The sequence below is a fragment of the Acinetobacter sp. YH12049 genome (assembly GCF_013419875.1).
GTDB lineage: Bacteria > Pseudomonadota > Gammaproteobacteria > Pseudomonadales > Moraxellaceae > Acinetobacter > Acinetobacter amyesii.
Map to the genome: position 1 here is coordinate 1 of NZ_VOZH01000046.1, position 19,614 is coordinate 19,614.

22 protein-coding genes, 1 rRNA gene and 3 pseudogenes are annotated in these 19,614 nt (G+C 40.7%); 11 read left to right on the top strand and 15 right to left on the bottom strand.

Annotated features, from left to right (window positions below; translation table 11 throughout):
* Positions 1-105: ribosomal RNA gene (gene rrf / locus FTU05_RS15165) — 5S ribosomal RNA — on the top strand; the annotation flags it as partial.
* A gap of 122 nt (positions 106-227) precedes the next feature.
* Here the strand turns inward: rrf and FTU05_RS17985 are convergent.
* Positions 228-353 (bottom strand): annotated as a pseudogene (locus FTU05_RS17985) (hypothetical protein); the annotation flags it as partial.
* Between the two features lie 32 nt (positions 354-385).
* Here FTU05_RS17985 and FTU05_RS15170 point away from each other — a divergent pair.
* Positions 386-726, top strand: a pseudogene (locus tag FTU05_RS15170) (IS3 family transposase); the annotation flags it as partial.
* A 141-nt stretch (positions 727-867) separates the two neighbouring features.
* On the opposite strand, the gene FTU05_RS15175 reads toward FTU05_RS15170, so the two are convergent.
* The 3 genes from FTU05_RS15175 to FTU05_RS15185 are packed head-to-tail and all read right to left on the bottom strand — an operon-like array spanning position 868 to position 2,637.
* On the bottom strand, positions 868-1,509 hold the full coding sequence (locus FTU05_RS15175) for a hypothetical protein (protein WP_180041715.1): 642 nt from the start codon (positions 1,507-1,509) through the stop codon (positions 868-870).
* An 18-nt stretch (positions 1,510-1,527) separates the two neighbouring features.
* Positions 1,528-1,956 carry a ClpXP protease specificity-enhancing factor gene (locus tag FTU05_RS15180; protein WP_180041717.1) on the bottom strand — a complete coding sequence of 143 codons (429 nt, stop codon included), beginning with the start codon at positions 1,954-1,956 and terminating at the stop codon, positions 1,528-1,530.
* Positions 1,957-1,983: 27 nt separating this feature from the next.
* Positions 1,984-2,637, bottom strand: a complete 654-nt coding sequence (locus FTU05_RS15185; protein ID WP_180041718.1) for a glutathione S-transferase N-terminal domain-containing protein — start codon at positions 2,635-2,637, stop codon at positions 1,984-1,986.
* Between the two features lie 164 nt (positions 2,638-2,801).
* On the opposite strand from FTU05_RS15185, the gene FTU05_RS15190 reads away from it, so the two are divergent.
* Entirely contained in the window at positions 2,802-3,047 is a 246-nt protein-coding gene (locus FTU05_RS15190; RefSeq protein ID WP_180165874.1) for a hypothetical protein, read from the top strand.
* Between the two features lie 62 nt (positions 3,048-3,109).
* Here FTU05_RS15190 and rpsI read toward each other — a convergent pair whose 3' ends face one another.
* Positions 3,110-3,496, bottom strand: coding sequence for a 30S ribosomal protein S9 (gene rpsI / locus FTU05_RS15195; RefSeq protein ID WP_078190115.1), 387 nt, complete (start codon positions 3,494-3,496; stop codon positions 3,110-3,112).
* A 12-nt stretch (positions 3,497-3,508) separates the two neighbouring features.
* On the bottom strand, positions 3,509-3,937 hold the full coding sequence (rplM, locus tag FTU05_RS15200) for a 50S ribosomal protein L13 (RefSeq protein ID WP_004722943.1): 429 nt from the start codon (positions 3,935-3,937) through the stop codon (positions 3,509-3,511).
* A gap of 191 nt (positions 3,938-4,128) precedes the next feature.
* Here rplM and FTU05_RS15205 point away from each other — a divergent pair, with 191 nt between their 5' ends.
* The 5 genes from FTU05_RS15205 (at position 4,129) to FTU05_RS15225 (ending at position 8,157) form a co-directional block, all read left to right on the top strand.
* Positions 4,129-4,509, top strand: a complete 381-nt coding sequence (locus FTU05_RS15205; protein WP_180165875.1) for a hypothetical protein — start codon at positions 4,129-4,131, stop codon at positions 4,507-4,509.
* A gap of 90 nt (positions 4,510-4,599) precedes the next feature.
* Positions 4,600-5,583, top strand: coding sequence for a 4-hydroxythreonine-4-phosphate dehydrogenase PdxA (gene pdxA, locus FTU05_RS15210; RefSeq protein ID WP_180165876.1), 984 nt, complete (start codon positions 4,600-4,602; stop codon positions 5,581-5,583).
* 21 nt (positions 5,584-5,604) lie between these two features.
* Positions 5,605-6,462, top strand: a complete 858-nt coding sequence (locus tag FTU05_RS15215; protein WP_180165877.1) for a pilus assembly protein PilJ — start codon at positions 5,605-5,607, stop codon at positions 6,460-6,462.
* 30 nt (positions 6,463-6,492) lie between these two features.
* The gene (rsmA, locus tag FTU05_RS15220; RefSeq protein WP_180165879.1) at positions 6,493-7,305 is read left to right on the top strand and encodes a 16S rRNA (adenine(1518)-N(6)/adenine(1519)-N(6))-dimethyltransferase RsmA; all 813 of its coding nucleotides are present in this window, start codon (positions 6,493-6,495) and stop codon (positions 7,303-7,305) included.
* 6 nt (positions 7,306-7,311) lie between these two features.
* On the top strand, positions 7,312-8,157 hold the full coding sequence (locus tag FTU05_RS15225; protein ID WP_180165881.1) for a symmetrical bis(5'-nucleosyl)-tetraphosphatase: 846 nt from the start codon (positions 7,312-7,314) through the stop codon (positions 8,155-8,157).
* A 52-nt stretch (positions 8,158-8,209) separates the two neighbouring features.
* Here the strand turns inward: FTU05_RS15225 and FTU05_RS15230 are convergent, their stop codons facing one another.
* From FTU05_RS15230 to hflX, 6 genes are all read right to left on the bottom strand, one after another.
* The gene (locus FTU05_RS15230) at positions 8,210-8,656 is read right to left on the bottom strand and encodes a DUF2147 domain-containing protein (protein WP_180117421.1); all 447 of its coding nucleotides are present in this window, start codon (positions 8,654-8,656) and stop codon (positions 8,210-8,212) included.
* Positions 8,657-8,809: 153 nt separating this feature from the next.
* Positions 8,810-9,259 (bottom strand): DUF2147 domain-containing protein, encoded by a 450-nt coding sequence (locus FTU05_RS15235; protein WP_180009209.1) that lies wholly within the window; start codon positions 9,257-9,259, stop codon positions 8,810-8,812.
* Positions 9,260-9,319: 60 nt separating this feature from the next.
* Entirely contained in the window at positions 9,320-9,772 is a 453-nt protein-coding gene (locus tag FTU05_RS15240) for a DUF2147 domain-containing protein (protein WP_111884999.1), read from the bottom strand.
* A gap of 248 nt (positions 9,773-10,020) precedes the next feature.
* Positions 10,021-10,695 carry an LrgB family protein gene (locus FTU05_RS15245; RefSeq protein ID WP_180009207.1) on the bottom strand — a complete coding sequence of 225 codons (675 nt, stop codon included), beginning with the start codon at positions 10,693-10,695 and terminating at the stop codon, positions 10,021-10,023.
* Positions 10,696-10,706: 11 nt separating this feature from the next.
* On the bottom strand, positions 10,707-11,078 hold the full coding sequence (locus tag FTU05_RS15250) for a hypothetical protein (protein WP_180165883.1): 372 nt from the start codon (positions 11,076-11,078) through the stop codon (positions 10,707-10,709).
* Between the two features lie 43 nt (positions 11,079-11,121).
* Positions 11,122-12,456: a ribosome rescue GTPase HflX gene (hflX, locus tag FTU05_RS15255; protein WP_180165885.1), complete on the bottom strand. Its 1,335-nt coding sequence runs from the start codon at positions 12,454-12,456 to the stop codon at positions 11,122-11,124.
* A 411-nt stretch (positions 12,457-12,867) separates the two neighbouring features.
* Between hflX and FTU05_RS15260 the strand changes: the two genes are divergently transcribed.
* Entirely contained in the window at positions 12,868-13,692 is an 825-nt protein-coding gene (locus FTU05_RS15260; RefSeq protein WP_180165889.1) for a 1-acyl-sn-glycerol-3-phosphate acyltransferase, read from the top strand.
* Positions 13,693-13,734: 42 nt separating this feature from the next.
* Here the strand turns inward: FTU05_RS15260 and FTU05_RS15265 are convergent, their stop codons facing one another.
* Positions 13,735-15,354 carry a phospholipase D family protein gene (locus tag FTU05_RS15265; RefSeq protein WP_306670328.1) on the bottom strand — a complete coding sequence of 540 codons (1,620 nt, stop codon included), beginning with the start codon at positions 15,352-15,354 and terminating at the stop codon, positions 13,735-13,737.
* Between the two features lie 104 nt (positions 15,355-15,458).
* On the opposite strand from FTU05_RS15265, the gene FTU05_RS15270 reads away from it, so the two are divergent.
* Positions 15,459-16,469: a metallophosphoesterase gene (locus tag FTU05_RS15270; RefSeq protein ID WP_180011627.1), complete on the top strand. Its 1,011-nt coding sequence runs from the start codon at positions 15,459-15,461 to the stop codon at positions 16,467-16,469.
* A 293-nt stretch (positions 16,470-16,762) separates the two neighbouring features.
* Here the strand turns inward: FTU05_RS15270 and FTU05_RS15275 are convergent, their stop codons facing one another.
* Positions 16,763-18,076 (bottom strand): MFS transporter, encoded by a 1,314-nt coding sequence (locus tag FTU05_RS15275; RefSeq protein ID WP_078190101.1) that lies wholly within the window; start codon positions 18,074-18,076, stop codon positions 16,763-16,765.
* Positions 18,077-18,221: 145 nt separating this feature from the next.
* Complete coding sequence (locus FTU05_RS15280) at positions 18,222-18,863, bottom strand: hemolysin III family protein (RefSeq protein ID WP_180011623.1); 642 nt, start codon at positions 18,861-18,863, stop codon at positions 18,222-18,224.
* A gap of 107 nt (positions 18,864-18,970) precedes the next feature.
* Here FTU05_RS15280 and FTU05_RS15285 point away from each other — a divergent pair.
* A pseudogene (locus tag FTU05_RS15285) lies at positions 18,971-19,489 on the top strand (methyltransferase); the annotation flags it as partial.
* Between the last annotated feature and the right edge of the window lie 125 nt (positions 19,490-19,614).

The following is a 19,614-nucleotide window of genomic DNA, read 5'->3' on the forward strand; positions in this document are numbered from 1 at the left end:
ATAGCAAGAGTGAACCACCTGATCCCTTCCCGAACTCAGAAGTGAAACCTCTTAGCGCTGATGGTAGTGTGGGGTTACCCATGTGAGAGTAAGTCATCGCCAGCTCATTATTCGAAACACCCCCTGATATCTCAGGGGGTGTTTTTTTATGCGTGGAAAAAAGATAAAAGGGGGCGAAAATAAAGCGTTGGAAATCCAACGCTATAAATCGACCTAAAACGATAAAATTATCTTAACTGACGTCGTGCATGCTTTAATGCAGTTCTTAACCCTTCTTCTAAAGTTGGATGATAAAAGGGTTTATTTAAAATTTCATGAATGGTTCGTTCTTCTGAAATCATCCAAGCTAACATAAGCCAATGACTGCATAATTTGAATTGTGGGCGGGTATCCAACGAATATCATGGTCCATTCTGACCAAGGCTCACAGCACTGTAGTCGTGATTTTAGAGCGCTATTATTGATGAATAACTGCATCCAAAGCATGTCTAGACGAGGCCTTGCGCAGTATATTGCTCATGGGATAATGCAGTAACAGAAAGCTTCTTTCACACATTTAAAGGTCATGTGGTACATGGCAGTGTATTTTTGACCCGAAAAGAAGCCAATGTTGTCTTGTTTGACTATATTGAGATTTACTACAATCGAGTGAGAAGGCACTCTGCAAATGGTTGGTTAAGCCCAGAAGCCTTTGAGCAGAAATATTTTAAGAATTTAGAGGGATAGGTTGTCCACGATACTGCCTGGGATCATTATTTGGCTACCTTTATCGGGTAAATTTTATATTTAAAATATCAATATCCTAAATATTCGATTAAAAAAAACCTGCTTAAAAAGCAGGTCATAGATTTAGAGAAATGAAGTCAATTAAGCAAAAATATTACATGCTGCAGATGCCAAAATCCATAGAATCACCACTGCAACTACTGGCTCTACAATTTTTGACCAAGTCGGTACTTGTACTTCAGTTGTTACGTCTTCTTGTGTATGTTGTTGATTAACCATTTGATTGAACTCCTTCATTGATGCCTCTAATGATATCTCTTCTTGAAGATTTGGTTTAGAACCAAGGAGCTCTGTTAGGTTGTTTGTTGACCAAACCCAATCATCCGCTTGACCAGAAAGATGTTCAATTTGTCCGTTGAGTAATTCTCGAATACTTTGCGGTGAATGTGAGCCTGTATCATGAAGTTGTTTTAATTCATTTAATTGTAAATGAAAAACTTCTGTAGTTAGGTTTTCGAGTTCAGAGCGTTCTAATGTTGATGCATTTGAAGGGTTGGTGGTGAGATGACGTGAAACTTCCTGAATATAGAGTTCATCAGGCTGAGTAATTTCTTGATAAACCTTTTCACCATTAATGCGTAGCTGATGAATCAATTCACCTAAGGTTAAAGCATTAATTTCACGTAAATGTTGTCGTTTTTCTTCACGATTTAAATGACTTAAAAGCGTAGGCTTTTGAGATTCTATTTGTTCGACAAAATATTGTACTAAATCAAAAGCCATTATTCGCTTCCTTATTCTTTAATCGAGCAACCTTAAACCCGGTTTTTTCTTCGGTTGCTCTTGTTGTTCTTGGTCGTTTGATTTTAAAGCATTTTGATCATTCTGAATACCTTCATATTCTTGAGGATCGAAGAACATGCCTTGACCATTTTCACGTGCATAGATGCCTAGAACAGCAGAAAAGGGGATATAGAGGTTTTGCGAAACGCCACCAAAGCGTGCAGAGAAAGTAATCGTCTCATTACTCATGTGTAGCGCATGCGTTGCATGAGGTGCTATATTCAGGACAATTTGGCCATCTTGAATATATTGAACTGGCACCATCGTACCATTCTGTGTCGCATCGACAAGTAGGTAGGGGGTAAGTTGGTTTTCACAAATCCATTCATAAAGTGCCCGTGTTAAGTATGGACGTGTTGGAGTGAGTTGTAGTTCCTGTTCAGACATAATGCTTACTCGAATATTTATGGAAAATTAATTTTTTACTAAAAGCTCGCTATAGCGATTTTTTTCCTGCAATGTCATTGATTTGATAAATGCTGGACGGCTAAAGATGCGTTGGCAATAGAGAAATATAGGGCGGCATTGCTGTTTGGGAAGCTCAATCCCCATGGCTTTTAGGCGCAGAAATATAGGCGCGAGCATACAGTCTAACATGCTAAATTGTTCAGACATAAAATAAGGATAATGCTGAAACAAGGGGGTTAGTGAAATCAGTGTATCACGTAATTGTTTTTGTGCTTTTTGCTTGGCTTTTTCATCGAGGGTATCGGGATGGCGAAGCATAATATCCGCCAGTCTTAACCAGTCTTGTTCGAAGCGCCATACATATTGACGTTGCTCTGCACGAGGCATAGGTGCATCGGCATACAGCTTATTTTGACGATAACGGTCATCCAGATATTCAGCAATAATACTGCTGTTATAGAGTTTTAGTCCATTTTCAATCATCATTGGAAGTTGATTGTATGGATTTAAACTCGCAAGATCTTCGTCTTCATCATCAGCAATAATTAAATTATGTTTGATTTGCTTCTCTGCAAGTACATAGCGTATCCAGTGTGAGCGAAAGTCATCCGCATGACTGTAAAGCGTAATCCCTTGGAGAGGTGCATTTTCGACTGACATAATCCGAGACGATGAGAAATGAATAAGATAGGATACTAAAATTAGACAGTAAAATCACGGAGACTTTAGCAATATCAATGCAGCTACAGTGAAAATTACAGTTTTGTTTTATTTGATATTATCTGATAGATTTTCATGTCATTCATTTACCTGATCATCACCGCATGATGACCATTGCACTGGTACAAAAATTATTATTTTTCGCTGCTGTTATTTTTATGGGCATTGGCTTTTATACGGCACTCGCTGGAGGTTATGCCTCTGATTATGGAGCAGAGGATGATAGCCCAGAACAAAAAAGCAAAATAACCATCTGTACAATTACACTAACATTGTCGGTTATATGCTTAATTGCGAGTTTGAGTCTCTTTGTTTATCGGATCGTTATTCTATTTGCATCATCTTCATAAAAATCAAGGCATAAAAAAACCTTGGCATAAGCCAAGGTTTTTTGTCCGATTCGGTAAACGAATTAACGTTTAGAGAATTGAGGACGTTTACGAGCTTTACGTAAACCAAGTTTCTTACGTTCAACTTCACGAGCATCACGAGTAACGAAACCAGCTTGACGAAGAGCAGGTTTAAGAGTCTCGTCAGAAGCGATCAATGCACGAGTAATACCGTGACGGATAGCGCCTGCTTGACCACCGATACCACCACCAGCAACAGTGATGTAAAGATCATATTTCTCAGTAGCTTCTAAAAGCTCAAGTGGTTGGTTAACAACCATACGAGCAGTTTCACGACCGAAATATTGTTCTAAAGAACGGTTGTTGATTACGAGTTTACCAGTACCAGCTGATAGGAAAACACGTGCAGTTGCGGTCTTACGGCGACCTGTACCATAGTTAGTAGCCATGTGCTGTATCCCTTAGATGTCCAAAACTTGTGGCTGTTGAGCAGTATGTGGATGCTCAGTACCAGCGTACACTTTCATTTTCTTGATCATTGCATAACCAAGAGGACCTTTTGGCAACATGCCTTTTACAGCACGTTCGAAGATTTCTTCTGGTTTGTGAGCAACTAATTTTTCGAAATTAGTTTCACGAATACCACCAGGGAAACCAGTGTGGCGATAATATTTCTTATCAAGTGATTTTTTACCAGTCACTTGAACTTGCTCAGCATTGATAACAACGATGTAGTCACCAGTGTCAACGTGAGGAGTATAAGAAGTTTTGTGCTTACCGCGTAAACGACGAGCGATTTCAGTCGCAAGGCGACCTAAAGTTTTGCCAGAAGCATCAACAACGTACCAGTCGTGTTGAACTTCAGCTGGCTTAGCGCTGAGAGTTTTCATTAAACCACTACCTATTATAGTTGGTTTGGACTATGGAAGCTGTCCAAACAAAAGGAGACGCGATTCTATACGAATACGTGAAGAATCACAAATGAAAATATAAAATTTCAAGCGCTGTATTGTAGTATATTTCTTCAGCAATAAACAGCAGATAATCCAGAAATTATAAAAAAAGCGGGTGAATGTAAATCATGTCGAATTCTAATCTGTTAAAAACCACATCTGACCCCTTATTTTGGCGACATTGGTGGTATTTAATGGGCTTATGTAGCACCTTGATTTTAAGCCCAACTTTTTTGTATTTGGTGTCTTTGCATGGGGCGGATGGCGCAATCATCGTTTTGTTAATGATGCTCACTTTATTTTTCCTTAGTTATTTATTGGTTTATCTGTTGATTGGATTATTGCTTGTGGGCGGTATGTTTTTTTGGCTGATAACGAACTACCCGCAGCATGTACCGGCCGTTCAGCGCGGCATTGTAATTCTTATTGCACTGATTTGGATCATTGGCATTTCAGGTTTTGCTTTCGATTTCATTCCATACAATGTCGCACAACGTAATTATTTTTGAGTTTTAGTCCGATATTTTTAGTCAATAAAATTAGGTCTGTCATGTGCATCACACAGTATAATAATGCTATTGCACACACAGGATAGACCCATGCTGCCTTTATATATCACGAGCGGTGAACCCGCAGGTATCGGACCTGATATTTGTTTGAGCTTAGCCAATCGAATAGATGAAAGGCCACTTGTGGTTCTTATTGATAAAGATTTGCTGATCAAGCGCGCTCAACAGTTAAAGCTCGAAGTTGAACTGATTGACTATGTTGGGCAGGAAGCGTCGGCAGCTCTAGGTCAGCTTTATGTGGAACATGTACCTGTGGCTAAATCTGTCATCGCAGGTCAGTTAGATGTGAACAATGCAGCCTATGTGTTGGAACAATTACGTCGTTCTGCAGATTATGCGATGTCTGGCAAAAGTGTAGGTGTTGCAACTGCACCTGTGCAAAAGTCGATTATTAATGATGCCGGTATCCATTTCAGCGGACATACGGAGTTTTATCAAGAATCTGCAGGCGTTGATCGTGTCGTGATGATGCTTGCGACCAAAACGCTCCGTGTCGCATTGGCGACTACACATTTACCGCTTCGTGATGTAGCCGATGCCATTACTCAAGAACGCTTGCATCAGGTCATTGATATTGTAATTCATGATTTAAAAACCAAATTTAAAAAAGATCATCCGCATATTTTAGTCTGCGGTTTAAATCCGCATGCGGGTGAAGATGGCTATTTGGGCATGGAGGAGATTGAAGTGATCAATCCGGTGCTAGAGCGTTATCGCGCTCAAGGGGTGAATATGAGCCTGAGCTTACCTACCGATACTTTATTTACCCCTGAAAATTTAAAAGATGCTGATGCGGTTTTGGCGATGTATCACGATCAGGGCTTGCCTGTGTTAAAGTCGCAGGGCTTTGGCGAAGCCATCAATATCACTTTGGGCTTGCCGTTTATCCGGACTTCAGTGGATCACGGCACCGCACTGTCACTGGCGGGAAGCGGTCTTGCTAAAAGTTCGAGTTTACAGGTGGCGGTCGATTTAGCTTTAGAATTGGCGCGTGCGAAAAATAACGAAACTTAATAATAAAGGTTTGAATTTTATATGAATAATAGTGAAAAATTATTAAAAACAATACAGGAAAATAACAAGATGCTTGGGGCGAAATCGATCATTCGCCCATTTTTGGGGATTGCGTTAGCGTTGATGCTGTCAGCATGCTCAACGCTCGCTACAGATCATCATTCTTGTGACTTAAAAGTATTATCGCTGCAAATTCCGAAACAGACGGAAGGATTTATACGTTTTGCATCACCGGGTGCTGTGGATGGCTTTAAACATAATCAGCAAAAATTTAATCAAGCGCTGACCGCGATGCATAAAAAATATGCGAATCGTGGCGGTGCTGATAAAATGCTTCAAGATGGACAGGCAATCAATGCTAATATTGATCTGCTTGTACAGCATCAAAATAGCCTGAGTGCACTATATGAATATCAACTTCTTGTAAGTGAAACCATTCCAGGTATTCAAGCTGAATATAACCTTCTGGCTGATATGATGGCTAGAGCAAACAATTCAGCAATGCAAGCGATTATTGCTAAAAATCAAGTCTTTATTGCGGGACGACTGTTGGATTCTTTGCTGAATTTAACTGATGTGAATTCTATTCATCCAGACGATTTAGATGACTTTTTAGCAGATTTTGAAACTTTCAATATTTATTTGAAGGCTCAACTGAATGGTAATCCTGAACTGGGTGTAGAGCGCGTAAACAATGCTGAAATGCGCGAAAGTTTGCTCTCCATTCAGGCTGAAACTGAAGAAATGATGAAATCTGAAACAATGACTTTGTTGAAACAAAAAGAGCCATTGCTCAGTGTAATTAAAGCGGCTCGGGATAATGTGACCAAGTCCGAAGAAATTTTTGCTCGCTTGAGTGAATTTGAATCAAGTCAGTAATCGTTGTAATAAACCTATGCGGAGAATTTTATGTATCAAATTAATGCCCTAAACCCAAAAGATGAAGGGCATCACACGCGTAAGCGGTTTGGACAGAATTTCTTACATGATCAACGTGTTATTGCCAAAATTGTACGTTCGGTAAATCCGCGTACTGGTGACAATATTGTCGAAATTGGTCCCGGTCTTGCTGCGCTTACATCGCCTTTAATTGGTGAATGTGATGCTTTAACTGTGGTTGAGCTGGATCGTGACTTAGCCGCAGGTTTGCCGGGCCGTGTGCCGCATCCTGAGCGCTTGACCATTGTTGAAACTGACGCGCTGAAATATGACTTTACCGAGCTGTTTGCCGAAGGCCGTCCTCTGCGTGTGGTTGGTAACTTGCCGTATAACATCTCGACACCGCTGCTGTTCCATCTCTTGGAGTTTGGCGACAAAGTCAAAGACATGCACTTCATGCTGCAAAAAGAAGTTGTGGACCGTATTACCGCTTCACCGAATACTAAAGAATATGGTCGTTTATCGGTGATGATCCAATACTTCTGCAAACCGACGTTTTTATTTGAAGTGCCGCCGGGCTCATTTAATCCGCCGCCAAAAGTCACCTCTGCGGTATTCCGTTTAGAGCCTTATGCCGTTAAACCGATTGTGGCGAAAGATGAAAAAGCGCTTGTGCGTTTGGTTTCACATGTCTTTACTCAGCGCCGCAAGACGTTACGCAACAGCTTAAAAGGCATGTTGGTTGAAGATGGTTTTGAAAATGCAGGGGTTGATCCAATGGCGCGTCCAGAAACCCTAACACTTGCAGAATTTGTCGCATTAGCAGATCAAATGGTGGCTTAAATAATTATGACTCGCTCAATTCGCTATAACTATGTCATTGGTGATGTTCAAGGCTGTTTTGAAGCATTAAAAGCTTTACTGAAAGAGATCAAGTTTGATGCAGACCAAGATTTTATATGGTTTGCCGGTGATCTCGTCGCACGGGGTGAAAACTCGGTAGGCGCTTTGCGGTTCATCAAAAAATTAGTGGATAGTGAAGTTGCGGCCACGGTACTGGGCAATCATGATCTGACTTTGCTGGCATGCGCTCGCGGTATTAAGGATATCAATCCTAAAGACAATATCGATGATGTGATTCACGCTTTAGAAAGTGATGATTTGATTGATTGGTTACGCAAGCAGCCGCTGTGTCTATTTCCGAATGAGCAAACCATTTTGACTCATGCGGGTATTCCTTTGAATTGGACTGCGCAGCAAACCGCTGATTTGGCAAAAGAGGTGGAAGCGGTGATTGGTCATGACGACTTTGATGTGGTCGATGCGTTTCTTCAAGTAATGTACAGTAAAGAGCCGAACCTATGGACGGATGATTTGTCTGGTCATGCGCGCTTACGCTGTATTACCAACTATTTGACCCGCATGCGCTTAACCGATGCAGAAGGCCGTTTAGAGTTTAGTTTTAAAGATTCACTCGATGACCCTATGCCTAAGGGTTTTAAGCCATGGTTTGAGTTTGAGTCACAAGCAGCGCAGACCCATCAAATTCTTTTTGGTCATTGGGCCGCTTTACAAGGAAAAAGAATCTCAGCAAAAATCCAAAATGTGGATGGTGGATGTGTTTGGGGCAATCAGTTGATGGCCTATCGTTTAGAAGATCAGCGCATGTTTGCGGTCGATAATCCTGTAATGTAAGTATTTAAAATAAAAAAGCCGCATTGAAGCGGCTTTTTTATTGGTGTGAGGATTAGTCTAGACGAATCCAAGTTTGGTTACGACCAAGTACTGAAACACCAATACTTGCACGTAAAGTGAGACGTTTACCAGTGCTATTTAAACGAATTTTTGCATCATAAATTTTACCCGCCAATGGATCGATAACGCGACCTTTTTCATAATTATTGGTGCTATTTATTTGTTTTAAGCCTTTAATAATCTCCATGCCGAGAATCGGTTGGTTGGTATAAGGTGCAGGGCACTTATTGCAGTTTTTTTGTGGTGTATAGCCCGGACGTGGCGTAATTTTAATAATTTTACCGGTATATGTATTATTTGATTCTTTGTGAATCGAAATAATCGCTTTGGCCGCCCCTGTTTTATCGTCAATTTGTTGCCACGTGCCGGCAATGTCATTTGCAAATGCGACATTCATCAAACCCAATGTGCATAGGCTGAATAATATTTTTTTAAACATAATCGCTTTTCCCCGAGAAGCGTGATTTATGAACATGTATGTTAGAAAGTTTATGAGAATAGTCAACTTTAATTTAAAAATAATTTGAAGATGTTCGGCATAAAAAAGCCACCCTGAAGGGTGGCTTTTTTTTAACTTATTTTTAAGTGAGGGTTAATTGATGCGAATCCAAGTTTGGCTACGTCCCAAAGTCGATACACCCATATAAGCACGTAAAGTCAAACGTTTGCCTGAAGCATTCAGACGAATTTTAGTATCGTAAACTCGTCCCGCTAAAGGATCAATAATACGTCCTTTTTCGTAATTGTTGCTGTCATTCACCTGTTTTAAACCTTTTAAGACATCCATGCCTAAAATAGGTTGATTGGTGTAAGGAGCAGGGCATTTATTGCAAAGTTCACGTGGAGTGTAACCTGGGCGTGGAGTGACTTTAACAATTTTACCTGTGTAGGTTTGATTGGCTTCTTTACGAATTTCAATTACCGCTTTAGGTGAGCCTGTTTTATCGTCGATTTGTTGCCAAGTACCTGACAAATCTTGTGCGAAGGCAGAACCACTCATTACAGCAGCTAAGAATAAGAGGCTCACTTTTAATTTTTTCATCAGATATTCCCTGTAGGTGGTTCACCTATATCAAATCAATGAACTAAATAAAGTTAAAATTTATTCAGCGCGAATCCATGTCTGTGTACGACCAATTGCGGAAATCCCTAGATATCCACGTAAATGTAAGCGTTTACCATTGGCAGAAATTTTGCCTTTTAAGCTATAAATTTTGCCTGCTAAAGGATCAATAATTTTCCCTTGAGAGTAAGTGTTTTCGCTTTCAAGTTTTAGCCCCTTAAACACATCCATGCCTAAAATAGGTTGGTTGGTATAAGGTGCAGGGCAATTCACACATTTTTCCTTTGGTGTATAACCCGGACGAGGCGTCACTTTGACAATTTTTCCGGTATAGGTGTCTTTGGCATCTTTTCGAATTTCGATCAGTGCTTTAGGAGAGCCGGTTTTATCGTCAATTTGTTGCCAAGTCCCTGTAAGATCTTGAGCATAGAGTGCAGAGCTTGTTACTACAGCACCGAATAATGCAGCCCATTTCAAGCTTTTTTCGATCATATTAATAATCCTTTATCAATACACTTTGTGAGGGTTTATTGATCATACTAGGTAATATTTGAACTTAGAGCAACTACTCTAAGCATAAATATTTACATTTTATGCGGGAAAGTTGACATGTTGCACAAAAGTGCCTTTACCAAAAATGTAACATCCACAGCACATCATTCAATGTGTTGTGGTGTACCATAGAATTTATATTAAGTTTATTTTTTATACAAAACAATTATTTAAAAGTGATTGCTCAGTCACATATTTTGTAGATAGAGTATGAAGGTTGGCAGCCAGATCGCTGTAAATACTGCATTGACGGCCATACCAAAAGCGGCATAGCGCCCCGCAACACTTCCGCGCTGCCAAGCTTGAGCTGTGCCAATCGCATGTGCAGCAAGTCCCAAAGCGAGTCCTGAGGCACGCTCATCATGAATGTTTTTGAGTATGATGGGTGAAAATGCTGCACCAATCACCCCTGATAAAATTACAATCAAAATCACCAAAGGAATCGGGGAATGCAGCAGCGTGGCAATGTTGATGGCAATAGGGGTCGTCACAGCTCGTGTAGCAAAAGCCATAATGGTTGGATCAGACAGATGCAGTAAATAAGCCAGCCCCATAGGGAGGGCAACGGCACTGATACTGGCAAAGACTAAAATCCCGCCCACGGCTTTTAATGGTAAGTCATCGTAACGCATCGCTGCTAAAGGAATGGCCAAGGCCACTGTGACATAGCCGAGTAAGTTATTGAACAGTGGATTGACCTGTGCCATATAACTTTCATAGGAAATGCCAAACAGATAGAGCATACCAATGACGAAAAACATCCCAATCACAATCACGGGGATTTGCGGTAATTTTTTATTAATGGGTTTTGCGACAAGATAGGCGATCAGTGTAATGATGAATCCAGAGATGATTGAAAGCATGTTGATTCTCCTTATAGCCATTTCTTAGATATTTTTGCGTAGACCCACAGCGGTATGAGGGTGCTGACAAAGAGAACAATCAAAAACATTGGAATTTCATCACCTAAATGCATCATCATCAGCAATGAGCCTGCACTAATGGGTAAGAAGGCAAAGGCACTTTCTTTCATGATTTTATTATTGGTATCGACCAAACTGGCTGGAATTTTGTTGAATTTTCTCCAAAATGAAAGCACGATCAAGAGGCTAATCAAACCGACTAGATTGCCTAATTCTGGGTGATTGAATTGCTTCATGACCCAGACCGCGCCTTCACGGAAAATAATAATTAATGCAATAGTGCCTATCCAGGCTTTCCAGTCGATGCGCTTGATCCAGTCCATTTTTGTCTTTCGTTAAAATTATACTAATCAAGTTTTAACCGATTTAGTCTTTAATTTCAAATTCTTCAAGTGGACGTTGAAATTGTTGCGCACGCGTTCCCAAGATTTCTTCGATGTGTAAATGCGCCTGTTTAATCAGTTGTTCTAACTTATGCGGGGCAATGATGACGTGCAAAATTAAGTTGCCTTGTTCATCATAACTTTCATTTTGGATCACATTGAGCGCATACAGTTGTGTTCTTAATTTGCCATAAGCCGGTTTTAGACGGACTTCAAAGCTTTGAATCTGTCCCATTAAGCATTCTTGAACCGCTTGGCGTAATAAGGGAAGACCTTTACCACTATGTGCTGAGACATAGACACGTTCCGGCTGATGTGGCTTGCCATAGATGATTTTAGGATCTTCACCACTGACATCAATTTTGTTATAAACGCGCAGAATCGGAACATCGACACCAATTTCTTTCAGTACTTTTTCGACAGCCTCGATTTGTTCCATCATGTCAGGACTGCTGGAGTCAATGACATGTAACAATAAGGTCGCCTCCAACGTTTCTTCTAAGGTGGCTTTAAACGACTCGACCAGTGAGTGCGATAAATTACGCACAAAACCTACAGTATCTGCGAGCACTAAGTTGCCGATACCATCCCAATGTAGACGGCGTAAGGTCGGATCAAGTGTCGCAAACAGTTGGTCTGCTGCATAGACATCACTTTTCGCTAAATTATTAAATAAGGTCGATTTACCCGCATTGGTATAACCCACCAATGACACGGTTGGAACAGCGGCTTTTTGACGTGCCACACGACCTTGCATACGTGTTTGACGGACTTTCTCAAGTTTCGCTTTGAGTTGTCCCATACGGAGCTTGAGTAGACGACGGTCAGTTTCCAGCAGCGTTTCACCCGGTCCACGTAGGCCGATCCCACCTTTTTGGCTATCGAGATCGCCACGACTACGAATCAGTCGTGAAGCCATATGTTGTAATTGAGCCAATTCAACTTGCAATTTACCTTCATAGGTACGTGCGCGTTGGGCAAAAATATCTAAAATTAATTCTGTACGATCGACCACACGACAACGCATGATGCGTTCAAGATTACGTGCTTGGGCAGGGGTGAGGGCATGGTCAAAAATGACCAATTCGGCTTCATGCTCTGCAACCACTTCTGCAATTTCTTCAGCTTTCCCTGAGCCAATAAATAATTTGGCATCAGGTTTAATACGCTGAGCATGCACATGTTGCAGAATATTGGCACCTGCAGATTGAGCTAATAAGTGGAATTCTTCGGCATCAAGGTCTGCGAGCATTTGTACTGCTACGCTGACTAAAATTACGCGTTCACCGCTCGCTTGATGTTGATTTAAATTTTCCACTCAGCACACACTCCTGTTTAAAGATTCATTTTAGGCGAAAATGCAGTGCGAGGGTTAATCTAAGTGAGGGATTAATGGCTAAGTTGCTATATGACCTGCTGTTCAATTAGAGAAAGCTGCGAAAGCTCAGTGCCAGTAAAAAAAGCACACTCATATATATCAGTGAAAAACCAGCAATGGCTTTTAAAGCTTGCCATGAAGAAATAGGGGGATGGTCCGAATGTGAATGATTCATAATTTTAACCTTTAAAACCGATATAAAAATAATATTTGATTTTTAAAAACGATTAAAATGGGAAAATATTATCTTCGACTTCGGTTTTTATGATCAATGCAAAAAAACTGTCTTCGGTATATGATGATGAAAATTTACGCCAAATTGTGGCACCGTGTCCTTTTAGTGAACCGTTTATGAATCAACCTCAAATCGTCAATACACCGCAAATTAATGTGTTTTCAAAATTTTATTTGTATTGTAAAAAAGTCGGTGCAGCAGCTGTTGCCGTGACGCAGGGTTTTTATTTGGTTTATCGTCATCAATTGTATAAAGACCCGAATAACCCGCAAAATACTCGCTATGTGCAGTATTTTTGTCGCAAGTTATGCAAAGTATTTAATCTTGAAGTCAAAGTGCATGGTGAAATTCCACGACAACCCGCCCTTTGGGTAAGTAATCATATTTCATGGTTGGACGTGGCAGTTTTAGGTTCTGGTGCACGTGTATTCTTTTTGGCGAAAGCTGAAATTGAAAAATGGCCAGTGCTGGGTAATTTGGCGAAAGGCGGTGGCACCTTATTTATTAAGCGTGGCTCTGGCGACTCGATTAAAATTAAAGAACAAATTACGGGCTTCTTAAAACAAGATACCCCCGTACTCTTTTTCCCAGAAGCCACCACTTCAGATGGCAGCAAAATTAAAAAAATTCATGGTCGTATTTTAGGTGCGGCGATTGAAGCCAAACGTCCAGTCCAAATTTGCTTAATTTGCTATGTAAATCAAGAGGGTGAGCTGGACAATATTGCGCCCTATGTCGGAGACATTAGCTTTGATCGACATGTCAAAAATGTCTTGGAAATGCCGAATGTCACCGCGCATCTGATGACATTGCCGGCAATTGATTCGGCAGGTCATACTGTTGAAAGCCTGACGCAAGAAGTACAGCAAAAAATGAATCAGGGATTAGCTGAGCTTCAAGCTAAAGTCCTTAAAGTGCCAGTTCCAGTTGAAGTTAAATAATTTAATGATACGCTGCAAGGGGATGCCTTTGCAGCACGATCCTTACATAAAGCCTTCGAGCGGCAACCAAGAGACAAATTTAACCCCCGCTTTTTGCCACCACTTGATTTTCGGTTCACGTGGATAAATACGCGTTTGACCATTTGACAGCTTAATTTTCCAATTGATCTGTTGGTCTGCATTGAGCACTAACTTATAGGCATATTTACTTAAATTTTCATCCATGGTGTAGTGGACGGCTTTGGCTAAGCGTGGGCTATTCAGTAATACCCCAATTTCAGTATTTAAATATGCTGAACGTGGATCAAAGTTAAATGAGCCGATAAAGACTTGTTTTTCATCAATTGCCATCAGTTTGGCATGCAGGCTTGAACGGCTTAAACCTTTTAGACTCACTTTAGATTTTTCCGCCAACTCTTTGGTATTGGTGTTGAGGTTTTCTGCATCAGGTCTAGAGAGAAATTCATAGAGTTGAACGTCGTGTTCCAAGAGATCTTGACGATATTTGCTATAAAAAGCATGAACCAATGGTACGTCATTGGCCTGGAATGAGTTGGTCAAGACTCTGACTTTTACGCCATCTGCACGAAGGTTTTTTAGGCGTTCAGCCCCTTTTTTTTCTGGGACAAAGTAGGCTGAAACGATATCGACACTTTGTTCCGGTTTATCTAAACGGTTGAGGAGCTGAAAGTTGAGGTGCTCTTCTTTTTTGGCTTTAGATTTGATTTTGCTCGGGGAATCTTTGACCACTTCGGCTTTGACCCAATCAAATTGGATTTTATTGTTGAGCCAGTCATCAAAGGCATGTGAACGGTTAGCTAAGTCCAAATAATTGACCACAGTGGCTTCTTGGTTATAGTCATCGAGTTGTTGTTTGAGACTGTCAAAGCGCAAACTATAGTGGCGTGGATTGACCAATTGACGTACTGGAAAGGCATAATCATCATTCCAATATTCGTCAAAAGAATGGATGATTTCATCGGATGCCGCACCGACCAACATGACGTCGACATCGGAAAATTGATAGTTATCACTGACGTTATAGTATTGGTTACTCATATTGCGACCACCAATCAGAGCAATTTGATTGTCTGCAATAAAGCTTTTGTTGTGCATACGACGGTTGATGCGTTTTAGATCCAGTACCATATCGACAGGGCGGAAATGTCGGAAGCGGTACGGGTTATACAGTTTGACATCAATATTGGCATGTTGGTCGAGTGCCATATAAATGCCTTCCATCTTTTTTGCATTATTGTCATCGACCAATAAACGAATTTTCACCCCACGATCTGCAGCTTTGATCATGGCATGTAGGGCCAAAGCACCAATTTTGTCGTTATCCCAAATATAGTATTGTAGATCTAAACTTTTTTCGGCCTTATTGATTAGCTCGATTCGAGCTGCTAAGGCTTCTAATGGGTCATACAGAACGTGGTAACCGGTTAAGTTAGGATTTTGTTCCCGTAACGGCAGCACAATTTTAGCAAGGCTAGTATCGTCAGTGGGAGTATTAAAGGCATATTCCACAGGTTGAGTTTGCTGTTTAGGCAAGGTACTACATGCAGATAAAGTCACAACAAGGCTACAACTCAGCAAAACCACCTTAGTGTGGTTATGTATGAAGGACAAATTTTGCTGTTTCAGTGTAGCTGAGTTCATACTGTTAGACATACTAAAAAATTTGATTTGAGTATAAGTGTCAGCTGTGAAAAGATAAATATAGTGACCGAGTTTTCTCGTTAGGCAAATTGTAGAGCAAATGTATGTGGGAATTAGATTCCGTAGTGATGTATTTTTATATCGGGTTGGCTGTGCTGGGCGTTTGGGCAATATCCCAAGCTTGGTTAAGTCAGTCACGCACGGAAACGATTCATCCGTTTAAAGCCTTCGTACATTTGTTGGCATTTTATCTTTCGTATTTACTTATCCCTTTGTTCTTCTTTAGCTTTTATGCAGGCTGGAGTGGCTATTATTCACTACATGAAGCGATTTTTGTCGGTGCTGTTACGGGGCTTTTGTGCTATGCCCGCTTTATCGAGCCGCACATGATTCAGGTAAAAAAATGCCAATATCAATTGCATGAAACACGACAGCTATTAAAGCCAGTTCGCATTGCTTTAATTGGTGATTTACATATTGGTTTATTTTCGGGTCATGAACGTCAGTTAAAAATGATCGTCGATAAAATCAATGCGCAAAATCCTGATTTGGTCGTGGTTGCAGGGGATTGGACTTACGAGCCAGAAAATAAGTTAGCTGAAGAACTGGCCGTACTAAAAAAAATTATTGCTCCGATTTATTCGGTGAATGGAAATCATGATGAGCAATATCCCGGCCCACCTATTCAAGCGCTGTTAAAACATGCATTAGAAAGTAATCATGTGGTGGATATCGAAGGGCAAGTGGTGGAATTTAATGAGTTTCGCTTATTAGGCGTTGGGGACTTATGGGCTGGTAAAGCCGATATGCGCTATTTGCCAGAATTGCCACAAGATAAACCTTGGATCATTTTGTCGCATAATCCAGATACCGTTGATATGGTACCTAAACTGCCAGGACGACCATTGATGTTGTCGGGTCATACACATGGTGGACAAGTGGAATTGCCATGGTTGACCGATTATGTAATGAAAAAAGTGTCGATTTTAGGTCATAAAAAAGGGCTATATCAGCATGACAATGCAGATGTCTTTGTCACTGTTGGTACGGGCATGGTTGGGGTGCCTTTTCGTTTTCTTGTGCCACCGACCATTGATATTATCGAGTTGGTTTAATCAAAAACTACCGTTCATTATCGCTAAACGGTTTGGTGACTGTTCCTCTTGATGAAGAGCTACAGACCTTGCTTTGTTAATAAAATTGAACCGTGCCATTAAACATTTGCTGTTTGAAGTTGAGTGAATGACAGTGTCTTGGAACAGATGATGTGTATTGCTCAGTTGGATCTAAGCTGCATTCATAAATTACATCAAAATGCTGTCAACTACAGAGTATTCATCAGTTCATTGACTCAATTTGAGACATAAAAAAGCCAGCAATAGGTGCTGGCTTTTTTATTATGTGCAGATTAAACCTGATTATTCACATCATCATTTTTAGTTTCACGAATCATTAAGAACGCGATCAATGAAAGGATTGATGCTGCAGTCAGGTAGTAACCTACTGCATATAAACCATAGCCAGTTGCAAGTTTAGTTGCGATCAATGGCGCGAAAGATGCACCAAAAATACCTGCCATGTTAAAGGTTAAAGCTGAACCTGTGTAACGTACAGACGTTGGGAAGATTTCAGACAATACCGTACCAATTGGACCATAGGTTAAACCCATGATCGCAAGACCGATACATAGGAATAAGAACACCATCGCAGTACTGCCAGACTCAAGCATGCTTGAGAAGACTAAGCCAAACAATGCAGATACAACACACACCGCAATCGAAGTCGCTTTACGACCAAATTTTTCTGCAAATACAGCAGAAAGTGGAATGAAGGCAGCAAAACAAAGTGTGGCAACCAGTTGAAGTTTTAAAAACTCTTCACGTGTGTAACCGAGCTGAGTTGTACCCCATTGTAAAGCGAATACGGTAGTTAAGTAGAACACGACGAATGTACAAATCGCGGCAATCGTACCGAGAATTAACATACCCCAGTGCTTAGTGATCACTTCTTTGAACGGAATATTTACTTCTTTTTGCTTATCCAATACTTTTTGGAACGCTGGTGTTTCATGTAATTTTAAACGAATCCACAGACCGACAATAACCAATAGAGCACTTGCAATGAATGGAATACGCCAGCCCCATTGCATAAACTCAGCTTCAGACATGAAGTGACCTAAGGTCAAGAATGAGCCTGTTGCAAGAATAAAGCCGATTGGCGCGCCCAATTGTGGGAACATACCATACCAAGCACGTTTGCCTTCTGGCGCATTTTCAGTTGCAAGCAGAACGGCACCTGACCATTCACCACCTAAACCAAGACCTTGACCTAAACGACAAAGCGCAAGCAAAAGAGGGGCAACGATACCAATTTGAGCATAGGTTGGAAGCAAGCCGATACATACCGTCGAAATCCCCATGGTGAGGAGTGCGGCAACCAATGTGGCTTTACGACCGATACGGTCACCTAAATGGCCAAAGAATGCTGCGCCAATCGGGCGAGCAATAAAGGCAATCGCAAACGTTGCTAGAGATTGGATCGTTGCGGTTGTTGGATCTGTACTTGCAGGGAAGAACAGATGCGGGAAGATAATTACAGCCGCAGTTGCATAGATGTAGAAATCGAAGAATTCGATTGTGGTACCTACAAGACTTGCTGTAAGTACGCGGAATTTTGAATTTGTTGGTTGCTGTTCAGTGGCAGCAGCACTTGAAGACGCCATGGTGGACCTTACACTTACTAAAAATAATTGAACTTAGTTTTAAAAGCGTAATCTTTTTAAAAAAGGCGTAATTTCTTAAAAAAATACGAAATACCAACTTACGAACTGCGGAATTAGGGTCACTAAAGAATGCAGTGTCAGTGGGTTATATCACGTAGAGATAAATCGACAGGAAATGTGATCCTGCACCTATCAATACAAAAATATGCCAGATAGCGTGTGTATATCTTACCTTTTTTAAGGCATAAAACAATGCACCGATTGTATAAGATAGCCCGCCAATGATCAGGTAGGTTAAAGCTTGATCAGATAAAAAGCGTTGCATATCATCCATTACCAGTACTGCAAGCCATCCCATCACCAAATAGGCAATCAACGAAATCTTTTGAAAACGATGAATGAAAATTAATTTGAATAGTGTCCCAATTGCGGCAATCACCCACAGTGCAATGAGTAAATAATGCGCTTTTGCGGTAGGCAGTGCGATTGCCAGAAACGGGGTGTAAGTACCTGCAATTAGATAATAGATTGCAGTATGGTCGAGTTTTTTGTACCAACCACGGCGCTCAGGAGACTCTGCGAAGTGATATAGACTCGATGCTGAAAACAATAACAGCATACTGAATGCATACACCCAAAGTGCAAGCCATTGTCCAGTTGGAAGGTAGGAGCCTTTTAAAATCAGTAGGATACCTGCGATGGCAGACAAAGCCGCACCGAAAGCATGGGTATAGAAATTCAGTCTTTCTTCAGCTGGGTCATAAGCTAAAAGATGGGGAGCATTCATAACGTATCTTTTATAATAATTTAAATATACATATGTATAGTAATTCAATTTTGCTTTTGGTGTAAGAAGATTTAAAATTGTTTTGCAAATTTATCTAGGTTTATATTATGTCATCTTTGGCTTCTCCCTCTACGCAAGAGCAGCAATTTTTAGCAGCCTTTCAGCAAGCCATTGAAACACAGCGTTTTGATCGCATGATCTTGAGTCAGTATAAAGGTGAATTAGAGCAATTAGAAAAAATGACCTTGCGAGTCATTTCGCTGCAAGGTGAGTCATTTCTCAGCTGTTTATATCGTTACAAAACCCAAGACATCACCAAAAACTATCCAATCGCATCCGCATATCAACAAGTCGAAAGTTTATTGAGTTGTTGTAAGCAAGCCAACCTGATGACCTTGGATGAAGAAATTCAGCTCAAAAAAAATAAAAAGAAAGCGATGCTAAGCATCAGCAAAAAGCAGCCAGCCTTAGGGAAAATTCCTACGGAGCAGCAAGGACATGATCGAGCGAAACATCGCTATGTCGATCAAAACAGTTATTTCTTACAGCCACTCGGTATTACGGATGCAAAAGCACAAATTATTCCGAGCATGGCACGTAAATGGAAACAAATTAATAAATTTGTACTCTGTACACGACAAATTTCATAGGATCCTTGTCCTATCAGGCTTTTTCTTTCTTAAAATTGCTAGCACTTTCTTAAATTCTTCTTTTTTTCCAAAACCAATCAAACGTAGAATAGCCATTTGAA